Annotated in this window: 12 protein-coding genes; 8 read left to right on the top strand and 4 right to left on the bottom strand. The window is 71.5% G+C overall.

Annotated features, from left to right (window positions below; all coding sequences use genetic code 11):
* Positions 1-345 precede the first annotated feature (345 nt).
* Positions 346-1,407, bottom strand: a complete 1,062-nt coding sequence (locus tag FHX73_RS17115) for a BMP family lipoprotein (protein WP_145905821.1) — start codon at positions 1,405-1,407, stop codon at positions 346-348.
* A 276-nt stretch (positions 1,408-1,683) separates the two neighbouring features.
* Positions 1,684-2,880 (bottom strand): amidohydrolase, encoded by a 1,197-nt coding sequence (locus FHX73_RS17110; RefSeq protein WP_246213571.1) that lies wholly within the window; start codon positions 2,878-2,880, stop codon positions 1,684-1,686.
* Between the two features lie 501 nt (positions 2,881-3,381).
* On the opposite strand from FHX73_RS17110, the gene FHX73_RS17105 reads away from it, so the two are divergent.
* On the top strand, positions 3,382-5,487 hold the full coding sequence (locus tag FHX73_RS17105) for a S53 family peptidase (RefSeq protein WP_145905819.1): 2,106 nt from the start codon (positions 3,382-3,384) through the stop codon (positions 5,485-5,487).
* A gap of 85 nt (positions 5,488-5,572) precedes the next feature.
* On the opposite strand, the gene FHX73_RS17100 is transcribed toward FHX73_RS17105, so the two are convergent.
* The gene (locus tag FHX73_RS17100) at positions 5,573-7,147 is read right to left on the bottom strand and encodes an acyl-CoA mutase large subunit family protein (RefSeq protein ID WP_145905818.1); all 1,575 of its coding nucleotides are present in this window, start codon (positions 7,145-7,147) and stop codon (positions 5,573-5,575) included.
* 100 nt (positions 7,148-7,247) lie between these two features.
* On the opposite strand from FHX73_RS17100, the gene FHX73_RS17095 reads away from it, so the two are divergent.
* The 3 genes from FHX73_RS17095 to FHX73_RS17085 all read left to right on the top strand — a co-directional run bounded on the left by FHX73_RS17095 (position 7,248) and on the right by FHX73_RS17085 (position 10,364).
* Positions 7,248-8,006, top strand: coding sequence for an SDR family oxidoreductase (locus FHX73_RS17095; RefSeq protein WP_145905817.1), 759 nt, complete (start codon positions 7,248-7,250; stop codon positions 8,004-8,006).
* Positions 8,007-8,009: 3 nt separating this feature from the next.
* Positions 8,010-9,542: an alpha/beta hydrolase gene (locus FHX73_RS17090; RefSeq protein ID WP_246213570.1), complete on the top strand. Its 1,533-nt coding sequence runs from the start codon at positions 8,010-8,012 to the stop codon at positions 9,540-9,542.
* 216 nt (positions 9,543-9,758) lie between these two features.
* Positions 9,759-10,364 carry a 2-oxo-4-hydroxy-4-carboxy-5-ureidoimidazoline decarboxylase gene (locus FHX73_RS17085; RefSeq protein ID WP_145905816.1) on the top strand — a complete coding sequence of 202 codons (606 nt, stop codon included), beginning with the start codon at positions 9,759-9,761 and terminating at the stop codon, positions 10,362-10,364.
* A 25-nt stretch (positions 10,365-10,389) separates the two neighbouring features.
* Here the strand turns inward: FHX73_RS17085 and FHX73_RS17080 are convergent, their stop codons facing one another.
* Positions 10,390-11,139: a hypothetical protein gene (locus FHX73_RS17080; protein ID WP_145905815.1), complete on the bottom strand. Its 750-nt coding sequence runs from the start codon at positions 11,137-11,139 to the stop codon at positions 10,390-10,392.
* Between the two features lie 250 nt (positions 11,140-11,389).
* On the opposite strand from FHX73_RS17080, the gene sdhC reads away from it, so the two are divergent.
* The 4 genes from sdhC to FHX73_RS17060 are packed head-to-tail and all read left to right on the top strand — an operon-like array spanning position 11,390 to position 14,818.
* On the top strand, positions 11,390-11,770 hold the full coding sequence (gene sdhC, locus FHX73_RS17075; protein WP_145905814.1) for a succinate dehydrogenase, cytochrome b556 subunit: 381 nt from the start codon (positions 11,390-11,392) through the stop codon (positions 11,768-11,770).
* Between the two features lie 6 nt (positions 11,771-11,776).
* On the top strand, positions 11,777-12,268 hold the full coding sequence (gene sdhD, locus FHX73_RS17070; protein ID WP_145905813.1) for a succinate dehydrogenase, hydrophobic membrane anchor protein: 492 nt from the start codon (positions 11,777-11,779) through the stop codon (positions 12,266-12,268).
* Between the two features lie 31 nt (positions 12,269-12,299).
* Positions 12,300-14,042 carry a succinate dehydrogenase flavoprotein subunit gene (gene sdhA, locus FHX73_RS17065; RefSeq protein ID WP_145905812.1) on the top strand — a complete coding sequence of 581 codons (1,743 nt, stop codon included), beginning with the start codon at positions 12,300-12,302 and terminating at the stop codon, positions 14,040-14,042.
* Entirely contained in the window at positions 14,042-14,818 is a 777-nt protein-coding gene (locus FHX73_RS17060) for a succinate dehydrogenase iron-sulfur subunit (protein ID WP_145905811.1), read from the top strand. The genes sdhA and FHX73_RS17060 overlap by 1 nt, the downstream gene beginning before the upstream one ends.
* The last annotated feature ends 49 nt before the right edge of the window (positions 14,819-14,867 follow it).

The following is a 14,867-nucleotide window of genomic DNA, read 5'->3' as shown; positions in this document are numbered from 1 at the left end:
ACGGTGCCGGTGCGGACGGTGAGGTTGATGTCGTGGTTGGCCACGACACCCGGGAAGCGCTTGGTGATCCCGCGCAGCTCGACGGCCGCGGTCCCCGCGCCGGGGTTGCCTCCCTTGGTGGGGGAGGGGCTGGATGCGCTGATGGCGATCTCCTGGTGTTCGGCGGGGCGCGTCGTTGCGCCGGGGGGAGGCCGGTGGGGTGCGCGGGCCGCGGGAGCGCGCGGCGGGCGCCGGGGATGGCGATCCGAAGACGGGTGAGGCCCGGCGGAGTGCGCTCGCGCGCGACCCACCGGGCCCCTCCCTCGTACTCGTGACTTACTGCGGTGTTGCCTGGGTGACGCTGACTCAGCCGGCCGGCGGGGCGGTCGGGATCTGGGTCGCGCCGGAGACGATCTGCTGGGTGGCGGCGTCCAGCTTGGACTTGATGTCGTCGATGTTGCCGCCGGTGGTGGCGAGGCCCACACCGCCCGACTTCAGGTCGAAGCGCTGGATGCCGGTCTCCGGCTGGCCGTTCTTGACGCTCTGGATGTACGAGTACACCGCGGTGTTCACGTTCTTCAGCGCCGAGGTCAGGATCGAGTTCTTGTAGGCGTTCAGCGCGGGCTGCTTGGCCTGGTCGGTGTCGACACCGATCGCCCACGCGCCCTGCTTGGCGGCCACGGCCTGGATCGCACCGGTGCCGGAGGCGCCGGCGGCGGCGTAGATCACGTCGTCGCCCTTGTCCAGCTGGCCCTGCGCGGCGGACTTGCCCTTCGCCGGGTCGGCGAAGCCGCTGTTGTCCGGCGGGGTGCTCAGGTAGGTGACGTCGACCTTGATGTTCGAGTCCACCGACGCGACACCGGCGCGGTAACCGGCCTCGAACTTCTTGATCAGCTCGGACTGCACGCCACCGATGAAGCCGACCTGCTTGGTCTTGGTCTTCAGGGCGGCGGCGATGCCGGCCAGGTAGGAGCTCTGCTGCTCGGTGAACTCCAGCGAGGTCACGTTGGACGGCTGGCTGGGGTCGTCCGAGTCGATGATCGCGAACTTGACGTTCGGGTGCTCCTTGGCGACGTTGTCGACCGCGGGCTGGTAGGTGTAACCGACGGCGATGATCGGGTTGAAGCCGGCGGTGACCAGGTTCTCCAGGCGCTGCTGCTTGTCGGCGTCCGACTCACCGGTCTTGGCCTCGGCCTCGTTGGTGGTGATGCCGAAGTCGGCCTTGGCCTTGTCCAGGCCGGCGGCGGCGGAGTCGTTGAAGCCCTGGTCGCCGCGGCCGCCCACGTCGTAGGCCATGCCGACCTTCAGGCCGGAGCCACCGGAGGCGGACGGGGAGCTGGTGTTGGCCTTTGCGCCGCAAGCGGCGAGCGAGGCGATGCCGAGGGAGCCCGAGAGCACCACCGCGGCGAGCTTTACTGAACGGCGCAAGGGAATATCTCCTTCTACACAACACCCGTATGGCGTGATTGGACGCCACCGTAACGCGCGTAGAACACGGTTTTATTACAGGGCACCCGGCCATTCGGGTTGTTATCAAACCGTGGCACGAGGGTTGTGCTATGCGGCGGTGATCACCGCACAGCACGCCCCCGAGTCTCCCACGGCGCCGGTCCGCGACCTCGACATGCCCTCGCTCACACCCGGCCCCGAGTCGGGCTGACACCCCGACCCGCGCCCGGCCGGCGGCCCGACCCGAACCTCGGATCAGAGCCGGGCGTGTTCCAGTGCCAGCGAGGCGAAGAGCTCCACGCCGATGCCGATCGCCCGCTCGTCCACGTCGAACCGGCCCTGGTGCAGGTCGCGCGACTGGGTCTCGTCCGGGCCCCGGACGCCGAGCCGGGCCAGCGCCCCGGGGGCGTGCTCCAGGTACCAGGAGAAGTCCTCGCCGCCGAGCGACTGCTCGGTGGCCTCCACGACTTCTTCACCTCGCACACCGAACTGACGCCTCATCGCCGTATCGAGCTGGTCGATCGACTCGACCTCGTTCACCACCGGCGGGACCCCGCGCTTGTAGTCGAGGCTCCACTTGGCCCGGTGGATTTCGGCCATCGTGGGGATCAGGTCCTCCAGCTGGTCCGGCACCCGCCGCCAGCCCTCCAGCTCCAGGCAGCGCACGGTGCCCTCCAGCTCGGCGTGCTGCGGGATCACGTTGGGCGCCGAGCCCGCCTCGATCCGGCCCCACACCAGCGAGACGCCCCAGCGCGGATCCATCCGGCGGGCCAGCGCGCCGGGCAGGTCGGCGGCCAGCCGGGCCACCGCCGTCACCAGATCGGTGGTCAGGTGCGGGCGGGCGGTGTGGCCGCCCGGCCCGTCCAGGCTGAGCACCAGTGCGTCGCAGGCCGAGGTGATCGCGCCGACCCGCAGGCCGATCTTCCCGACCTCCACCTTCGGGTCGCAGTGCACCGCGAAGATCCGTCCGACCCCCGCCATGCCGCCGGCCGCGATCACGTCCAGCGCGCCGCCCGGCATCACCTCCTCGGCGGGCTGGAAGATCAGCCGCACCGGCCGGGTCAGCCGGCCGTCCCGCAGCGCCTCGGCCAGCACCAGCGCGGTGCCGAGCAGCACCGTGGTGTGCACGTCGTGGCCGCAGGCGTGGGCCTGGCCGGGCACCGTGGAGCGGTACGGCACCTCGGTCTTGGCGTCCGGAATGGGCAGCGCGTCGATGTCGGCCCGGAAGGCGATCAGCTCGGTGCCGGCCGGGGTGCCGGGCGGGACCAGGTCGCAGATCAGCCCGGTGCCGCCGGGCAGCACCTTCGGCGACAGGCCGGCCGCGACCAGACGGTCCGTCAACTTCTTCGTGGTGCGGAACTCCTGACGGCCCAGCTCGGGATGGCGGTGCAGGTCGCGGCGGAAGGCGACCAGCTCGGCCTCCAGTGCCGCCACCCGCGAACGGAGCGTCAATGCATGAGGACGGTTCACCTCAACAAGACTATGGGCGCGGCGAGGGTTTGGCCTGACTTCAGCCGAATCACTCCCCGAATTGGCGCATACGAGGCCTGCGGTTGGGTATGACATCACGTTTCAGCCGCCTTCCCTGCCGCTGCGCGCCCAGGTCGATGAACCTGTGCAACGAGACGGGCCCCGGTGAGTAACGCCCGGTCAGCCCGCATGCCCGCCCCACATGACCGGCTCACGACGGCCGGATGACCGCCGCGTATCAGGATCCGGACGGTCAGGTCATGGGATGGCAAAAAGTTCAGGCGAAGTCTTGAGCTACGCGCATTCGAACGAATAGACAACGTCCGCACAGTCAAACCCCGCACCACCGCCCACGGCAGTCGCCGAGGCGGCGGCGCGATCCGTCCTGCCCGCGTCCGGGCGATGCCCACGAAGTACGCCCGAGACGCCGTCACCCGCCCGCCCCCGCAGGCGCGGTGACCCAAGTGAGAGTGGGGAACCCACGTGCCGACCAATCGCAGCCGGCTCGCCCGGATAGCCGTGGCGGCTCCGGCCGCTGCCGCCCTCGTCCTGGGCCCGATCGCGATCGCCGCCCCGGCGATCGCCGACCCGGGCCCGACCGGGCCCGTCGCCAGCTCCGCCAAGGCGCTGCCGGGCACCCACCCGGACTGGGCGACCCCCCAGGCCGACGCCGGCGCGGTGCCCGCGGGCACCGCCGCCTCCGCCCGGGTCTACCTGGCCAGCCGCGACCAGGCCGGTCTGGACGCCTACGCCAAGGGCGTGTCGGACCCGAACTCGCCGTTCTACGGCCAGTTCCTCTCGGCCGACCAGGTGCAGGCCCAGTTCGGCGCCAGCCAGGAGCAGGTCAAGGCCGTCAGCCAGTGGCTGACCTCCGCCGGTCTGACGATCAGTTCGACCACCCAGCACTACATCGACGTCAGCGGCACCACCGACCAGCTGACCAAGGCGATGGGCACCCAGTTCCGCGACTACCGGACCCCGGAGGGCGTGCACAAGGCCCCCGCCACCGACGCGGTGGTCCCGGCCCAGGTCGCGGGCTCGGTGCTGGCCGTCGAGGGCCTGGCCGACTCGGTGCAGAAGGCCTCCTCGCACGCGGTGTCCCAGGCCGCCGCCGAGGTCACGGGCGCGGGTGCCGGCGCGGACACCAAGGCCCCGAAGACCCTGCCCGCCGACCCGACCTGCTCGGACAACGGCTACGGCTCCAAGACCGCCTACGGCGCGCCGGTCGGCTACGAGAAGAACGAGCCCTTCGCGCCCTGCTCCTACGTGCCGAGCCAGCTGCGCAAGGCCTACGGCGTGACCAAGTCGGGCCTGACCGGCAAGGGCGCCCGGGTCGCCATCGTGGACGCCTACGCGCTGGGCACCATGCAGGCCGACGCGAACAAGTTCTCCACCGCGCACGGCGACCAGCCGTTCGCCCCGGGCCAGTACTCCGAGGTCGTCACCCCGTCGCAGTGGGTGCACCAGGCCGACTGCGGCGACTGGTCGGGCGAGGAGGCGCTGGACGTCGAGATGGTGCACGGCCTCGCGCCGGACGCCAACGTGGTCTACGTCGGCGCCAACTCCTGCGAGGACCAGGACCTGACCGCCGCGCTGACCAACATCGTCGACCACCACCTGGCCGATGTCGTCTCCAACTCGTGGGGCGAGATCATGCACGGCAAGAGCGGCGACCTCGACCCGGCCGTGATCGCGGCCGACAACCAGGTCTTCGAGCTGGGCGCGGCCGAGGGCATCACCTTCATGGCCTCGGCCGGCGACTGCGGCGACAACTCGCCGACCGCCGCCGCGACCGGCGTCAACTGCCAGGCCGACACCAACCAGGCGCAGACCCAGTGGCCCTCCGCCTCGCCGTGGATCACCGGCGTCGGCGGCACCGCCCTGGAGCTGAAGGACAAGAGCGGCACCTACGGGCACGAGGTCTCCATGGGTGACCAGCGCTCGGTGCTCTCCACCGACCAGAAGTCCTGGTCCCCGATGCCCGGCTTCTTCTACTTCGGTGGTGGCGGCGGCGTCTCCAAGGACGTCCAGCAGCCGTGGTACCAGCAGGGCGTGGTGCCGGACTCCATCTCCACCGTGGCGGCGGACGGCACCAAGTCGGCCACCCCGCTGCGCGCCACCCCGGACGTCGCGATGAGCGGTGACCTGGTGGCGGCCACCCTGGTCGGCTACACCCCGGCCGGCGGCGCCTACAGCGAGGGCGGCTACGGCGGCACCTCGGTCTCCTCGCCGGAGTTCGCGGCGATGATGGCGGACGTGATCCAGGACCGCGGCGGCCGTCCGGTCGGCTTCGCCAACCCGGCGCTCTACGACCGGGCCGGCACCCGCGCCTTCCACGACGTCAACGACTCCGCGGTGCACACCAAGCGGGGCAACGTGGTGGACCTGGGCACCGTCAACGGCCAGCTGCGGGTCCGGCTCTACAAGCTCGGCGCCGACCAGGGCCTGTCGGCCGCCAAGGGCTACGACACCGCGACCGGTGTCGGCACCCCGGGCACCGGCTTCTTCAAGTCCTTCGCGCTGCACCTGGGCGGCCACCAGGCCGACAACGCCCAGGGCGACGACAACAGCCAGGGCGACCAGCAGTAAGCACCTGACGCAGTGACAGTGGGGCCCGCGGCCGATCCGGCCGCGGGCCCCACTTCTTTTGACGCCCCGCTCTCTTGATGCTCCGTCAGAACCGGTCCACCGGGGTGTAGGTGCCCCAGACCGCGCGCAGCGCGTCGCTCACCTCGCCGACGGTGGCCCGGGCGGCCAGCGCCTCCTTCATCGGGTAGAGCACGTTGTCGCTGCCCTCGGCCGCCCGGCTCAGCGCGGCCAGCGCGCGGTCCACCGCGGCGCGGTCGCGCTCGGCGCGCAGCCGGGCCAGCCGCTCGACCTGCCGGGCCTCGATCGCCGGGTCCACCCGCAGCGGCTCGTAGGGCTCCTCGGCGGCGAGCTGGAAGCGGTTCACCCCGATCACGGTGCGCTCGCCGGAGTCGGTCTCCTGCTGCACCCGGTAGGCGGTGCGCTCGATCTCCGACTTCTGGTAGCCGGTCTCGATCGCGGCCACCGCCCCGCCCATCGACTCGATCCGCTCGATCAGCGCGACCGCGGTCGCCTCCAGCTCGTCGGTCATCGCCTCGACCGCGTAGGAGCCGGCGAACGGGTCGACCGTCGCGGTCACGTCGGTCTCGTGGGCGAGCACCTGCTGGGTGCGCAGCGCCAGCCGGGCCGCCTTCTCGGTGGGCAGCGCGATGGCCTCGTCGAAGCTGTTGGTGTGCAGCGACTGGGTGCCGCCGAACACCGCGGCCAGCGCCTGGACGGTGACCCGGACCAGGTTCACCTCCGGCTGCTGCGCGGTCAGCTGCACCCCCGCGGTCTGGGTGTGGAAGCGCAGCATCAGCGACCTGGGGTCCTTCGCGCCGAAGGTGTCGCGCATCAGCCGGGCCCAGATCCGCCGGGCGGCACGGAACTTGGCCACCTCTTCCAGCAGCGTGCTGCGGGCCACGAAGAAGAAGGAGAGCCGGGGCGCGAACTCGTCCACGTCCATCCCGGCGGCCACCGCGGTGCGCACGTACTCGATGCCGTTGGCCAGCGTGAAGGCGATCTCCTGCGCGGGGTCCGCACCGGCCTCGGCCATGTGGTAGCCGGAGATCGAGATGGTGTTCCACTTCGGGATCTCGGCCCGGCAGTACCGGAACACGTCGGCGACCAGCCGCAGGCTGGGCGCCGGCGGGAAGATGTAGGTGCCCCGGGCGATGTACTCCTTGAGCACGTCGTTCTGGATCGTGCCGGTCAGCTGACGGGGCGCCACCCCCTGCGACTCGCCGACCAGTTGGTAGAGCAGGAGCAGCAGCGAGCCGGGCGCGTTGATGGTCATCGAGGTGGAGACCCCGCCGAGCGGGATGCCGTCGAACAGCACGCCCATGTCCTCGACGCTGTCGATCGCCACCCCGACCTTGCCGACCTCGCCGGCCGCGACCGGCGCGTCCGAGTCGTAGCCCATCTGGGTGGGCAGGTCGAAGGCGACCGAGAGGCCGGTGGTGCCGTTGGCGATCAGCTGCTTGTACCGGGCGTTGGACTCCGCGGCGGTGCCGAAGCCGGCGTACTGGCGCATGGTCCACGGCCGGCCGGTGTACATCGACGGGTAGACGCCGCGGGTGAACGGGTACTCCCCCGGCGCGCCGAGCCGCTCGACGGGCTCGGCGGGCCCGTAGAGCGGTTCGATCGGGAACCCCGACTCGCTGCGGCGTGGTTCGGGCGCCATGGAACCTCCAGAGAGTTCGACCTTCCGGAACCTTGCTTACCGGCTGCTGCGATGATGGCAGCGGACAGGACTCCAACCAGACACGACGGGGAGTACGGCGATGGGTACCGGTCAGAAGGTCGCGGTGGTCACCGGCGCGAGCAGCGGGATCGGCGCGGCGACCGCGCGGCGGCTGGCGGCCGAGGGCTTCTCGGTGGTGCTGACGGCGCGGCGCACCGAGCGGATCACCGAGCTGGCCAAGGAGATCGAGGCCGCGGGCGGCACCGCGAGCGCGATCACCCTGGACGTCACCGACCGGACGGCGGTGGACGAGTTCGCCCGCACCGTCGGCCGGGTCGACGTCCTGGTCAACAACGCCGGCGGCGCCTTCGGCGCGGAGTCGGTGGAGAAGGGCGACCCGGCCGACTGGCTGGCGATGTACCAGGTGAACGTGCTGGGCGTGCTGCACATGACCCAGGCGCTGCTGCCGGCGCTGCGGGAGAGCGGCGACGGCACCGTGCTGATCCTCTCCTCCACCGCCGCGCTGGCCGCCTACGAGGGCGGCGGCGGCTACGTGGCCGCCAAGCACGCCGCGCACACCATCGCCGCGACCCTGCGCCTGGAGCTGGTGGGCGAGCCCATCCGGGTGATCGAGATCGCCCCCGGCATGGTGAAGTCGGAGGGCTTCGCGCTCACCCGGTTCGGCGGCGACGAGGCCAAGGCCGCCGCCGTCTACCAGGGCGTGGCCCACCCGCTCAGCTCGGAGGACATCGCCGACACCGTCGCCTGGGCGGTCACCCGGCCCTCGCACGTCAACATCGACCTGCTGGTGGTCCGGCCGCGCGCCCAGGCCTCCAACTACAAGGTGCACCGGGACTAGCGGGTGTCCTCCGGGCCGCTGCGGCGGCGTCAGCTGCGGCGACTCGCGCCGGCCGTGCTGGCCGGCGCGCTGCTGCTGGCCGGCTGCACCAGCGGCCCGACCCCCTCGGCCGCTGCCGGCGCCGGCGCCGCCGGGGCGATCCGCTGGACCGACTGCGGCGGCGGCCTGCAGTGCGGCGAGCTGCGGGTGCCGCTGGACTGGAGCAGACCGGGCGGCGACACGCTGGAGCTGGCGCTGATCCGCCAGCCGGCCGCCGACCCGGCGCACCGGGTCGGCTCACTGGTCGTCAACCCGGGCGGCCCCGGCGAGTCCGGGGTCGCCATGGTCCGCGACGACGGCGCGCTCTTCACCGGCCCGCTGCACGACCACTACGACATCGTCGGCTTCGACCCGCGCGGCACCGGCGCCAGCTCGCCGATCCACTGCCTGACCGACCGGCAGCGGGACGCCCAGGACCAGCAGGACGACCCGGCCGACCCGAACGCCCGGGCCGCCCGGCAGGCCCAGAAGGCCGAGCAGTACGCGGCGGCCTGCGAGAAGGCGGCCGGCAAGCTGCTGCCGTTCGTCGGCACCCGCAGCACCGCCCGGGACATGGACGCGCTGCGCCAGGCCCTCGGCCAGCCCAAGCTGGACTACCTCGGCGTCTCCTACGGCACCTACCTGGGCGCGCTCTACGCCGAGCAGTTCCCGCAGAACACCGGCCGGCTGGTGCTGGACGGCGCGGTGGACCCGGCCGCCGACCGGCTGCAGACCTCGGTCAGCCAGCAGATCGGCTTCGAGAAGTCGCTGGAGGCCTTCGCCGCCGACTGCGCCACCCGGCACGCCGACCAGTGCCCGCTGGGCACCGACCCGGCCGCCGCCGGCGAGCGCGCCGCCGAGTTCCTGGACGGACTGCGCGACCACCCGCTGGCCACCGGCGACCCGGACCACCGCAAGCTCACCTCCACGCTCGGCTGGACCGGCACCCTGCTCTTCCTCTACGGCGACCAGAACACCGCCTGGCCCCAACTGCGTTCGGCCCTCGCCGCCGCGATGCAACGGGGCGACGGGTCCGAGCTGCTGGCCGCCGCGGACGGCTACAACGGCCGGCTGAACGGCCACTACACCGCCTCCGACGACGCGCAGACCGCGATCAGCTGCGCCGACTCGCCAGCCGTCGCGCCCGACCCGCAGCAGGTCCAGCAGGCGCTCACCGCGCTGAAGACGCAGGCCCCGCTGCTCAACCGGGACACCACCGCGCAGGACCTGGCGCTGCCGGGCTGCGCGGACTGGCCGTACCGGACCACCGAGCGCCCGCACACCGTCCGGGCCGAGGGCAGCGCGCCGATCCTGGTGGTCGGCAGCACCGACGACCCGGCCACCCCGTACCAGCAGGCCGTCAACCTGGCCGCCGGGCTCGCCGACGGGGTGCTGCTGACCCGTCAGGGCCAGGGGCACGCGGCCTTCGGCAGCGGGAACGCCTGCACCACGGCGGCGATCGACGCGTACCTGGTCAGCGGCACGCTGCCGGCCGAGGGCACCAGCTGCCCCGCCTGAACCGGAGTAGCCCGGGCCGGTCCCGTTCATGGTCCGGTCGCCCGCCGGTCACAACTTGATAGCTCGTCAGGGTGAATTCGGCCAGCACCCTCCCCAACTGATGAGCGCTCAACTACCGTGGTGGCGCTGCCCGGGAGGAGCACGGCCCCGCGTGGGCGACCCCGTCCGCGTCCTGCCGTGATCCATGCTGGTTACGACCTCACTGTGCTCACCCTCATGCCCACCCGCCCTCCTGAGGAGGACCCGCTGGCCAGCGACATCCCGACTGACCACTCCCCTGATCACGTCGGTATCCCCGCACCCCGCCCGACCGAAGCCGACTGCCCCGCACTCCCCGCGGTCGGCCTGCACCGCTTCAACGAGGCCGACCCCGGCGCGGCCGAGGAAGCCCTGCTCGCCTGTTGCGGCAGCCACCGCTGGGCCCTGCGGCTGACCGCCCACCGCCCCTACCCCGACCTGGAGTCCCTGCTCGCCGCGGCCAGCGAGGCCTCCTACGACCTGCGCCCCAGCGACCTGGCCGAGGCGCTGGCCGACGAGAGCTGGATGCCGCAGCCGCTGCTCGGCATGCGGGCACCCGGCAGCCAGGCCGCGCACACCGCCCTGCGGGCGGCGCACGCGGCCTACGAGTCCCGGTTCGGCCACGTCTTCGTGGTCAGCCTCTTCGGCATCGAACCGGAGGAGATGCTGGACACCGTGCTCACCTCGATCCGCACCCGGCTGACCAACGAGCCGGACGAGGAGCGCCTGGTGGCCGCCGAGGAACTGCGCCGGATCGCGCTGCACCGGCTGGAGCACCTGGTCGCGAGCAGCAGCTCCGCCTGACCGCCGGCGGCCCGGGCCGGATCGATCACCCCTGGGCCGCCCGCAGCCGGCGGGTCTGCGCCCGCACGGCCGCCGGGTCCGGCGCACCGGCCGGCTCCTTCGCCGTGCCGACCGTGGAGAAGACCGCCAGCACCGTGCCGACCCGGGCCACTTCGGCCCGCTGGGAGAGCGCGCCCGCCCCGTCACCACTCAGCAGGGTGAATCCGGTCAGCGCGTCGGCTCCCCCGTCCGTGGGCGTGTCGCCGCTCGGCTGCTCCGCCCGGGCCAGCTGGTGGTGCGTCCGCCCGGGCACGCCCGGCACACCCGAGGTGAACGAGGCGCACTGCGCCAGCACCTGGTCCAGCATCGACTGCAGCGCCGCGGCCCGGCCGGCCGGGTAGCCGAGCAGGCCGACGTAGAGGGCCGTCCGGGGGGCCGCCGTCCGGGTCAACGTCAGGTCGGACTCGGCCGCCGGGGCCGCCGCCGGGTCGCCCGGACCGATCGCGTCCAGCACCGGCTGACAGGCCGGCACGTCGGAGACCCGGCGCTGCACCGCCCCGGCCGGCGGGCCGCCCTGACCGGCCGGCAGCAGGCTGACGGTGTATCCGCCGCCCAGGTCGGCCGCCGTCACCGCGGCCGCCCGCAGCTCGGCCGCGGTCAGCACCCGCCCCGCCGACGCGGTGGCCGACGCGCCGGCCGCGTCGCCGGCCGGCCCCGGCCGGACCGTGGCGCAGCCGGCCAGCAGCAGCGGGAGGGCCAGCAGGGCCGGCAGGAGCGGACGGGGGCACAGCGGCATGGCGGCCTCGGGGGACGAACGGGGTCGGGCCCGTCACGCTACTCCGGTGCGCTGGTGACTGTGCGTCATCCGAAAGGCCGTTAAAGCCGAGCCATTAGCCCGTGCGTGCCTGATTGATCACACTCAAACCCCCCGGAGGCGGTTCACTCAGCGGCGTCGATAGGATGACCGCGGCCGGTGGACCGTACCCGGCCGGGCTGACCGACACCGAAGCCGGCCGAGCCCTTCAACCGCTTCCGGAGGGTTTTCCGTGCCGGCTGGAACGCTGTACCGCGGCCGCGAAGGCATGTGGTCCTGGGTGGCTCATCGAGTCACTGGCGTCCTCATCTTCTTCTTCCTGCTCGTCCACGTCCTGGACACCGCACTGGTGCGGGTCTCGCCACAGGCGTACGACTCGACCATCTCGACGTACAAGACCCCGCTGGTGAACCTGATGGAGTACGGCCTCACCGCCGCCATCCTGTTCCACGCGCTCAACGGTCTGCGCGTGATCGCGGTGGACTTCTGGTCCAAGGGCCCCAAGTACCAGAAGCAGATGCTGTGGAGCGTCGTCGGCATCTGGGTGGTCCTGATGGCCGGGGCGTTCTGGGGCATCCTGCAGCACACCCTGCTCACCTGGTTCGGGAAGTGATCCGGCATGTCCACTGACACCACCGACGTGGAGCTGGTCTCCTCCTCGCAGGCGCACACCGGCAAGGGCCTGGGCACCGGCAACCCCGCCGACGCCTTCGTCATCGAGCCGCCCCGGGTCCGCACCAAGAAGACCCCGCGCCGCACCCGGACCAACTTCGAGATGCTCGCCTGGCTCTTCATGCGCCTGTCCGGCGTGGTGCTGGTGGTCCTGATCCTGGGCCACCTGATCATCATGCTGCTCCTGGACGGCGGCGTGTCGAAGATCAACTTCGCCTTCGTCGCCGGCCGCTGGGCCTCTCCGCTGTGGCAGGGCTGGGACCTGCTGATGCTCTGGCTCGCCATGCTCCACGGCGCCAACGGCATGCGCACAGTCATCAACGACTACGCGGAGAAGGACTCCACCCGGCTCTGGCTGAAGACCCTGATGGGTGCCGCGACCGTCTTCACGGTCCTGCTCGGCACCCTGGTGATCTTCACCTTCGACCCGAACATCTAATCGGCGCAGGACCAGAGGCGAGTCAACTCTCATGCAGATTCACCAGTACGACACCGTCATCGTCGGCGCCGGCGGCGCCGGCATGCGCGCGGCCATCGAGTCCACGCAGCGCAGCCGCACCGCGGTGCTCACCAAGCTCTACCCCACCCGGTCCCACACCGGCGCGGCCCAGGGCGGCATGTGCGCCGCCCTCGCCAACGTCGAGGAGGACAACTGGGAGTGGCACACCTTCGACACGGTCAAGGGCGGTGACTACCTGGTCGACCAGGACGCCGCCGAGATCATGTGCAAGGAGGCCATCGACGCCGTCCTCGACCTGGAGAAGATGGGCCTGCCCTTCTCCCGCACCGAGGCCGGCCGGATCGACCAGCGCCGGTTCGGCGGTCACACCCGCAACCACGGCGAGGCCGCGGTCCGCCGCTCCTGCTACGCGGCCGACCGCACCGGCCACATGATCCTGCAGACGCTGTTCCAGAACTGCGTCAAGCACGGCGTCGAGTTCTTCAACGAGTTCTACGTCCTGGACCTGCTGATCAACGACGGCAAGACCGCGGGCGTCGTCGCCTACGAGCTGGCCACCGGCGAGATCCACGTCTTCCAGGCCAAGTCGGTGGTCTTCGCCTCCGGCGGCACCGGCAAGTTCTACAAGGTGACCTCCAACGCCCACACCCTCACCGGTGACGGCCAGGCGCTGGTCTACCGCCGCGGCCTGCCGCTGGAGGACATGGAGTTCTTCCAGTTCCACCCGACCGGCATCTGGCGCATGGGCATCCTGCTCACCGAGGGCGCCCGCGGCGAGGGCGGCATCCTGCGCAACAAGGACGGCGAGCGCTTCATGGAGCGCTACGCCCCGGTCATGAAGGACCTCGCGTCCCGTGACGTCTGCTCCCGCGCGATCTACACCGAGATCCGCGAGGGTCGCGGCTGCGGCCCCGACGGCGACCACGTCTACCTGGACCTGACGCACCTTCCGCCGGAGCAGCTGGACGCCAAGCTCCCGGACATCACCGAGTTCGCCCGCACCTACCTCGGCATCGAGCCCTACACGGACCCGATCCCGATCCAGCCCACCGCGCACTACGCCATGGGCGGCATCCCGACCAACGTCGAGGGTGAGGTGCTGCGCAACAACACCGACATCGTCCCGGGCCTGTACGCGGCCGGCGAGGTCGCCTGCGTCTCGGTGCACGGTGCCAACCGCCTGGGCACCAACTCGCTGCTGGACATCAACGTGTTCGGCAAGCGGGCCGGCATCGCCGCCGCGGACTACGCGAGCAACAACGAGTTCGTCGCGCTGCCCGCCGACCCGGCCGAGAAGGTGCAGGCCCTGGTCGACGGCCTGCGCGAGTCCACCGGCACCGAGTCGGTCGCGCAGATCCGCAAGGAGCTGCAGGAGACCATGGACGTCAACGCCATGGTCTACCGCACCGGCGCCACCCTGAAGCAGGCCAGCGAGGACATCGCGGCGCTGCGCGAGCGCTACAAGAACGTGGCGATCCAGGACAAGGGCTTCCGCTACAACACCGACCTGCTGGAGGCCGTCGAGCTGGGCAACCTGCTCGACCTGGCCGAGGTGCTGGTCGTCTCCGCGCTGGCCCGCGAGGAGTCGCGCGGCGGCCACTTCCGCGAGGACTTCCCGACCCGTGACGACGTGAAGTTCATGCAGCACACCATGGCGTACCAGGAGGTTGCCGAGGACGGCAGCACCTCGATCCGCCTCGACTACAAGCCGGTCGTCACGACCCGCTACCAGCCGATGGAGCGTAAGTACTGATGAGCGCCCCCACGATCGACGCGCCGCACTCGGCGGCGCTGGACGCGGCCGAGTCCGGCGCGGTCCAGCTGATCACCGTGACCCTGCGGATCCGCCGGTTCAACCCGGAGGAGCACCCGGACCCGGTGTGGGTGGACTACCAGCTCCTGATGGACCCGAAGGAGCGCGTCCTGGACGCGCTCAACAAGGTCAAGTGGGAGCAGGACGGCACCCTGACCTACCGCCGCTCCTGCGCGCACGGCATCTGCGGCTCGGACGCCATGCGGATCAACGGCCGCAACCGGCTGGCGTGCAAGACCCTGATCAAGGATGTCGACCCGGAGAAGCCGATCACCATCGAGGCCATCAAGGGCCTCACGGTCCTCAAGGACCTGGTGGTCGACATGGACCCGTTCTTCCAGGCGTACAAGGACGTCATGCCGTTCCTCATCACCAAGGGGAACGACCCGACCCGCGAGCGCCTGCAGTCCGCCGAGGACCGCGAGCGCTTCGACGACACCACCAAGTGCATCCTGTGCGCCGCGTGCACCTCGTCCTGCCCGGTCTTCTGGAACGACGGCCAGTACTTCGGCCCGGCCGCCATCGTCAACGCGCACCGCTTCATCTTCGACTCGCGCGACGAGGGTGCCGAGCAGCGCCTGGAGATCCTCAACGACCGCGAGGGCGTGTGGCGCTGCCGCACCACCTTCAACTGCTCGGAGGCCTGCCCCCGCGGCATCGAGGTCACCAAGGCGATCCAAGAAGTCAAGCGCGCCCTGGTGACGCGCCGCTTCTGATCCGTGGTCACGTACTGAGGGCCCGTCCGGTATCCACCGGACGGGCCCT

The organism is Kitasatospora viridis (assembly GCF_007829815.1).
GTDB lineage: Bacteria > Actinomycetota > Actinomycetes > Streptomycetales > Streptomycetaceae > Kitasatospora > Kitasatospora viridis.
This window is presented reverse-complemented; position numbering and strand designations above follow the sequence as displayed.

What these genes read in the sequence shown, in the direction of transcription:
- FHX73_RS17100 (WP_145905818.1), bottom strand. Translation starts at nt 7,147, where the DNA reads ATGGCGCCCGAACCACGCCGCAGCGAGTCGGGGTTCCCGATCGAACCG.
- FHX73_RS17095 (WP_145905817.1), top strand. Translation starts at nt 7,248, where the DNA reads ATGGGTACCGGTCAGAAGGTCGCGGTGGTCACCGGCGCGAGCAGCGGG.
- FHX73_RS17085 (WP_145905816.1), top strand. Translation starts at nt 9,759, where the DNA reads ATGCCCACCCGCCCTCCTGAGGAGGACCCGCTGGCCAGCGACATCCCG.
- FHX73_RS17080 (WP_145905815.1), bottom strand. Translation starts at nt 11,139, where the DNA reads ATGCCGCTGTGCCCCCGTCCGCTCCTGCCGGCCCTGCTGGCCCTCCCG.
- sdhD (WP_145905813.1), top strand. Translation starts at nt 11,777, where the DNA reads ATGTCCACTGACACCACCGACGTGGAGCTGGTCTCCTCCTCGCAGGCG.
- sdhA (WP_145905812.1), top strand. Translation starts at nt 12,300, where the DNA reads ATGCAGATTCACCAGTACGACACCGTCATCGTCGGCGCCGGCGGCGCC.
- FHX73_RS17060 (WP_145905811.1), top strand. Translation starts at nt 14,042, where the DNA reads ATGAGCGCCCCCACGATCGACGCGCCGCACTCGGCGGCGCTGGACGCG.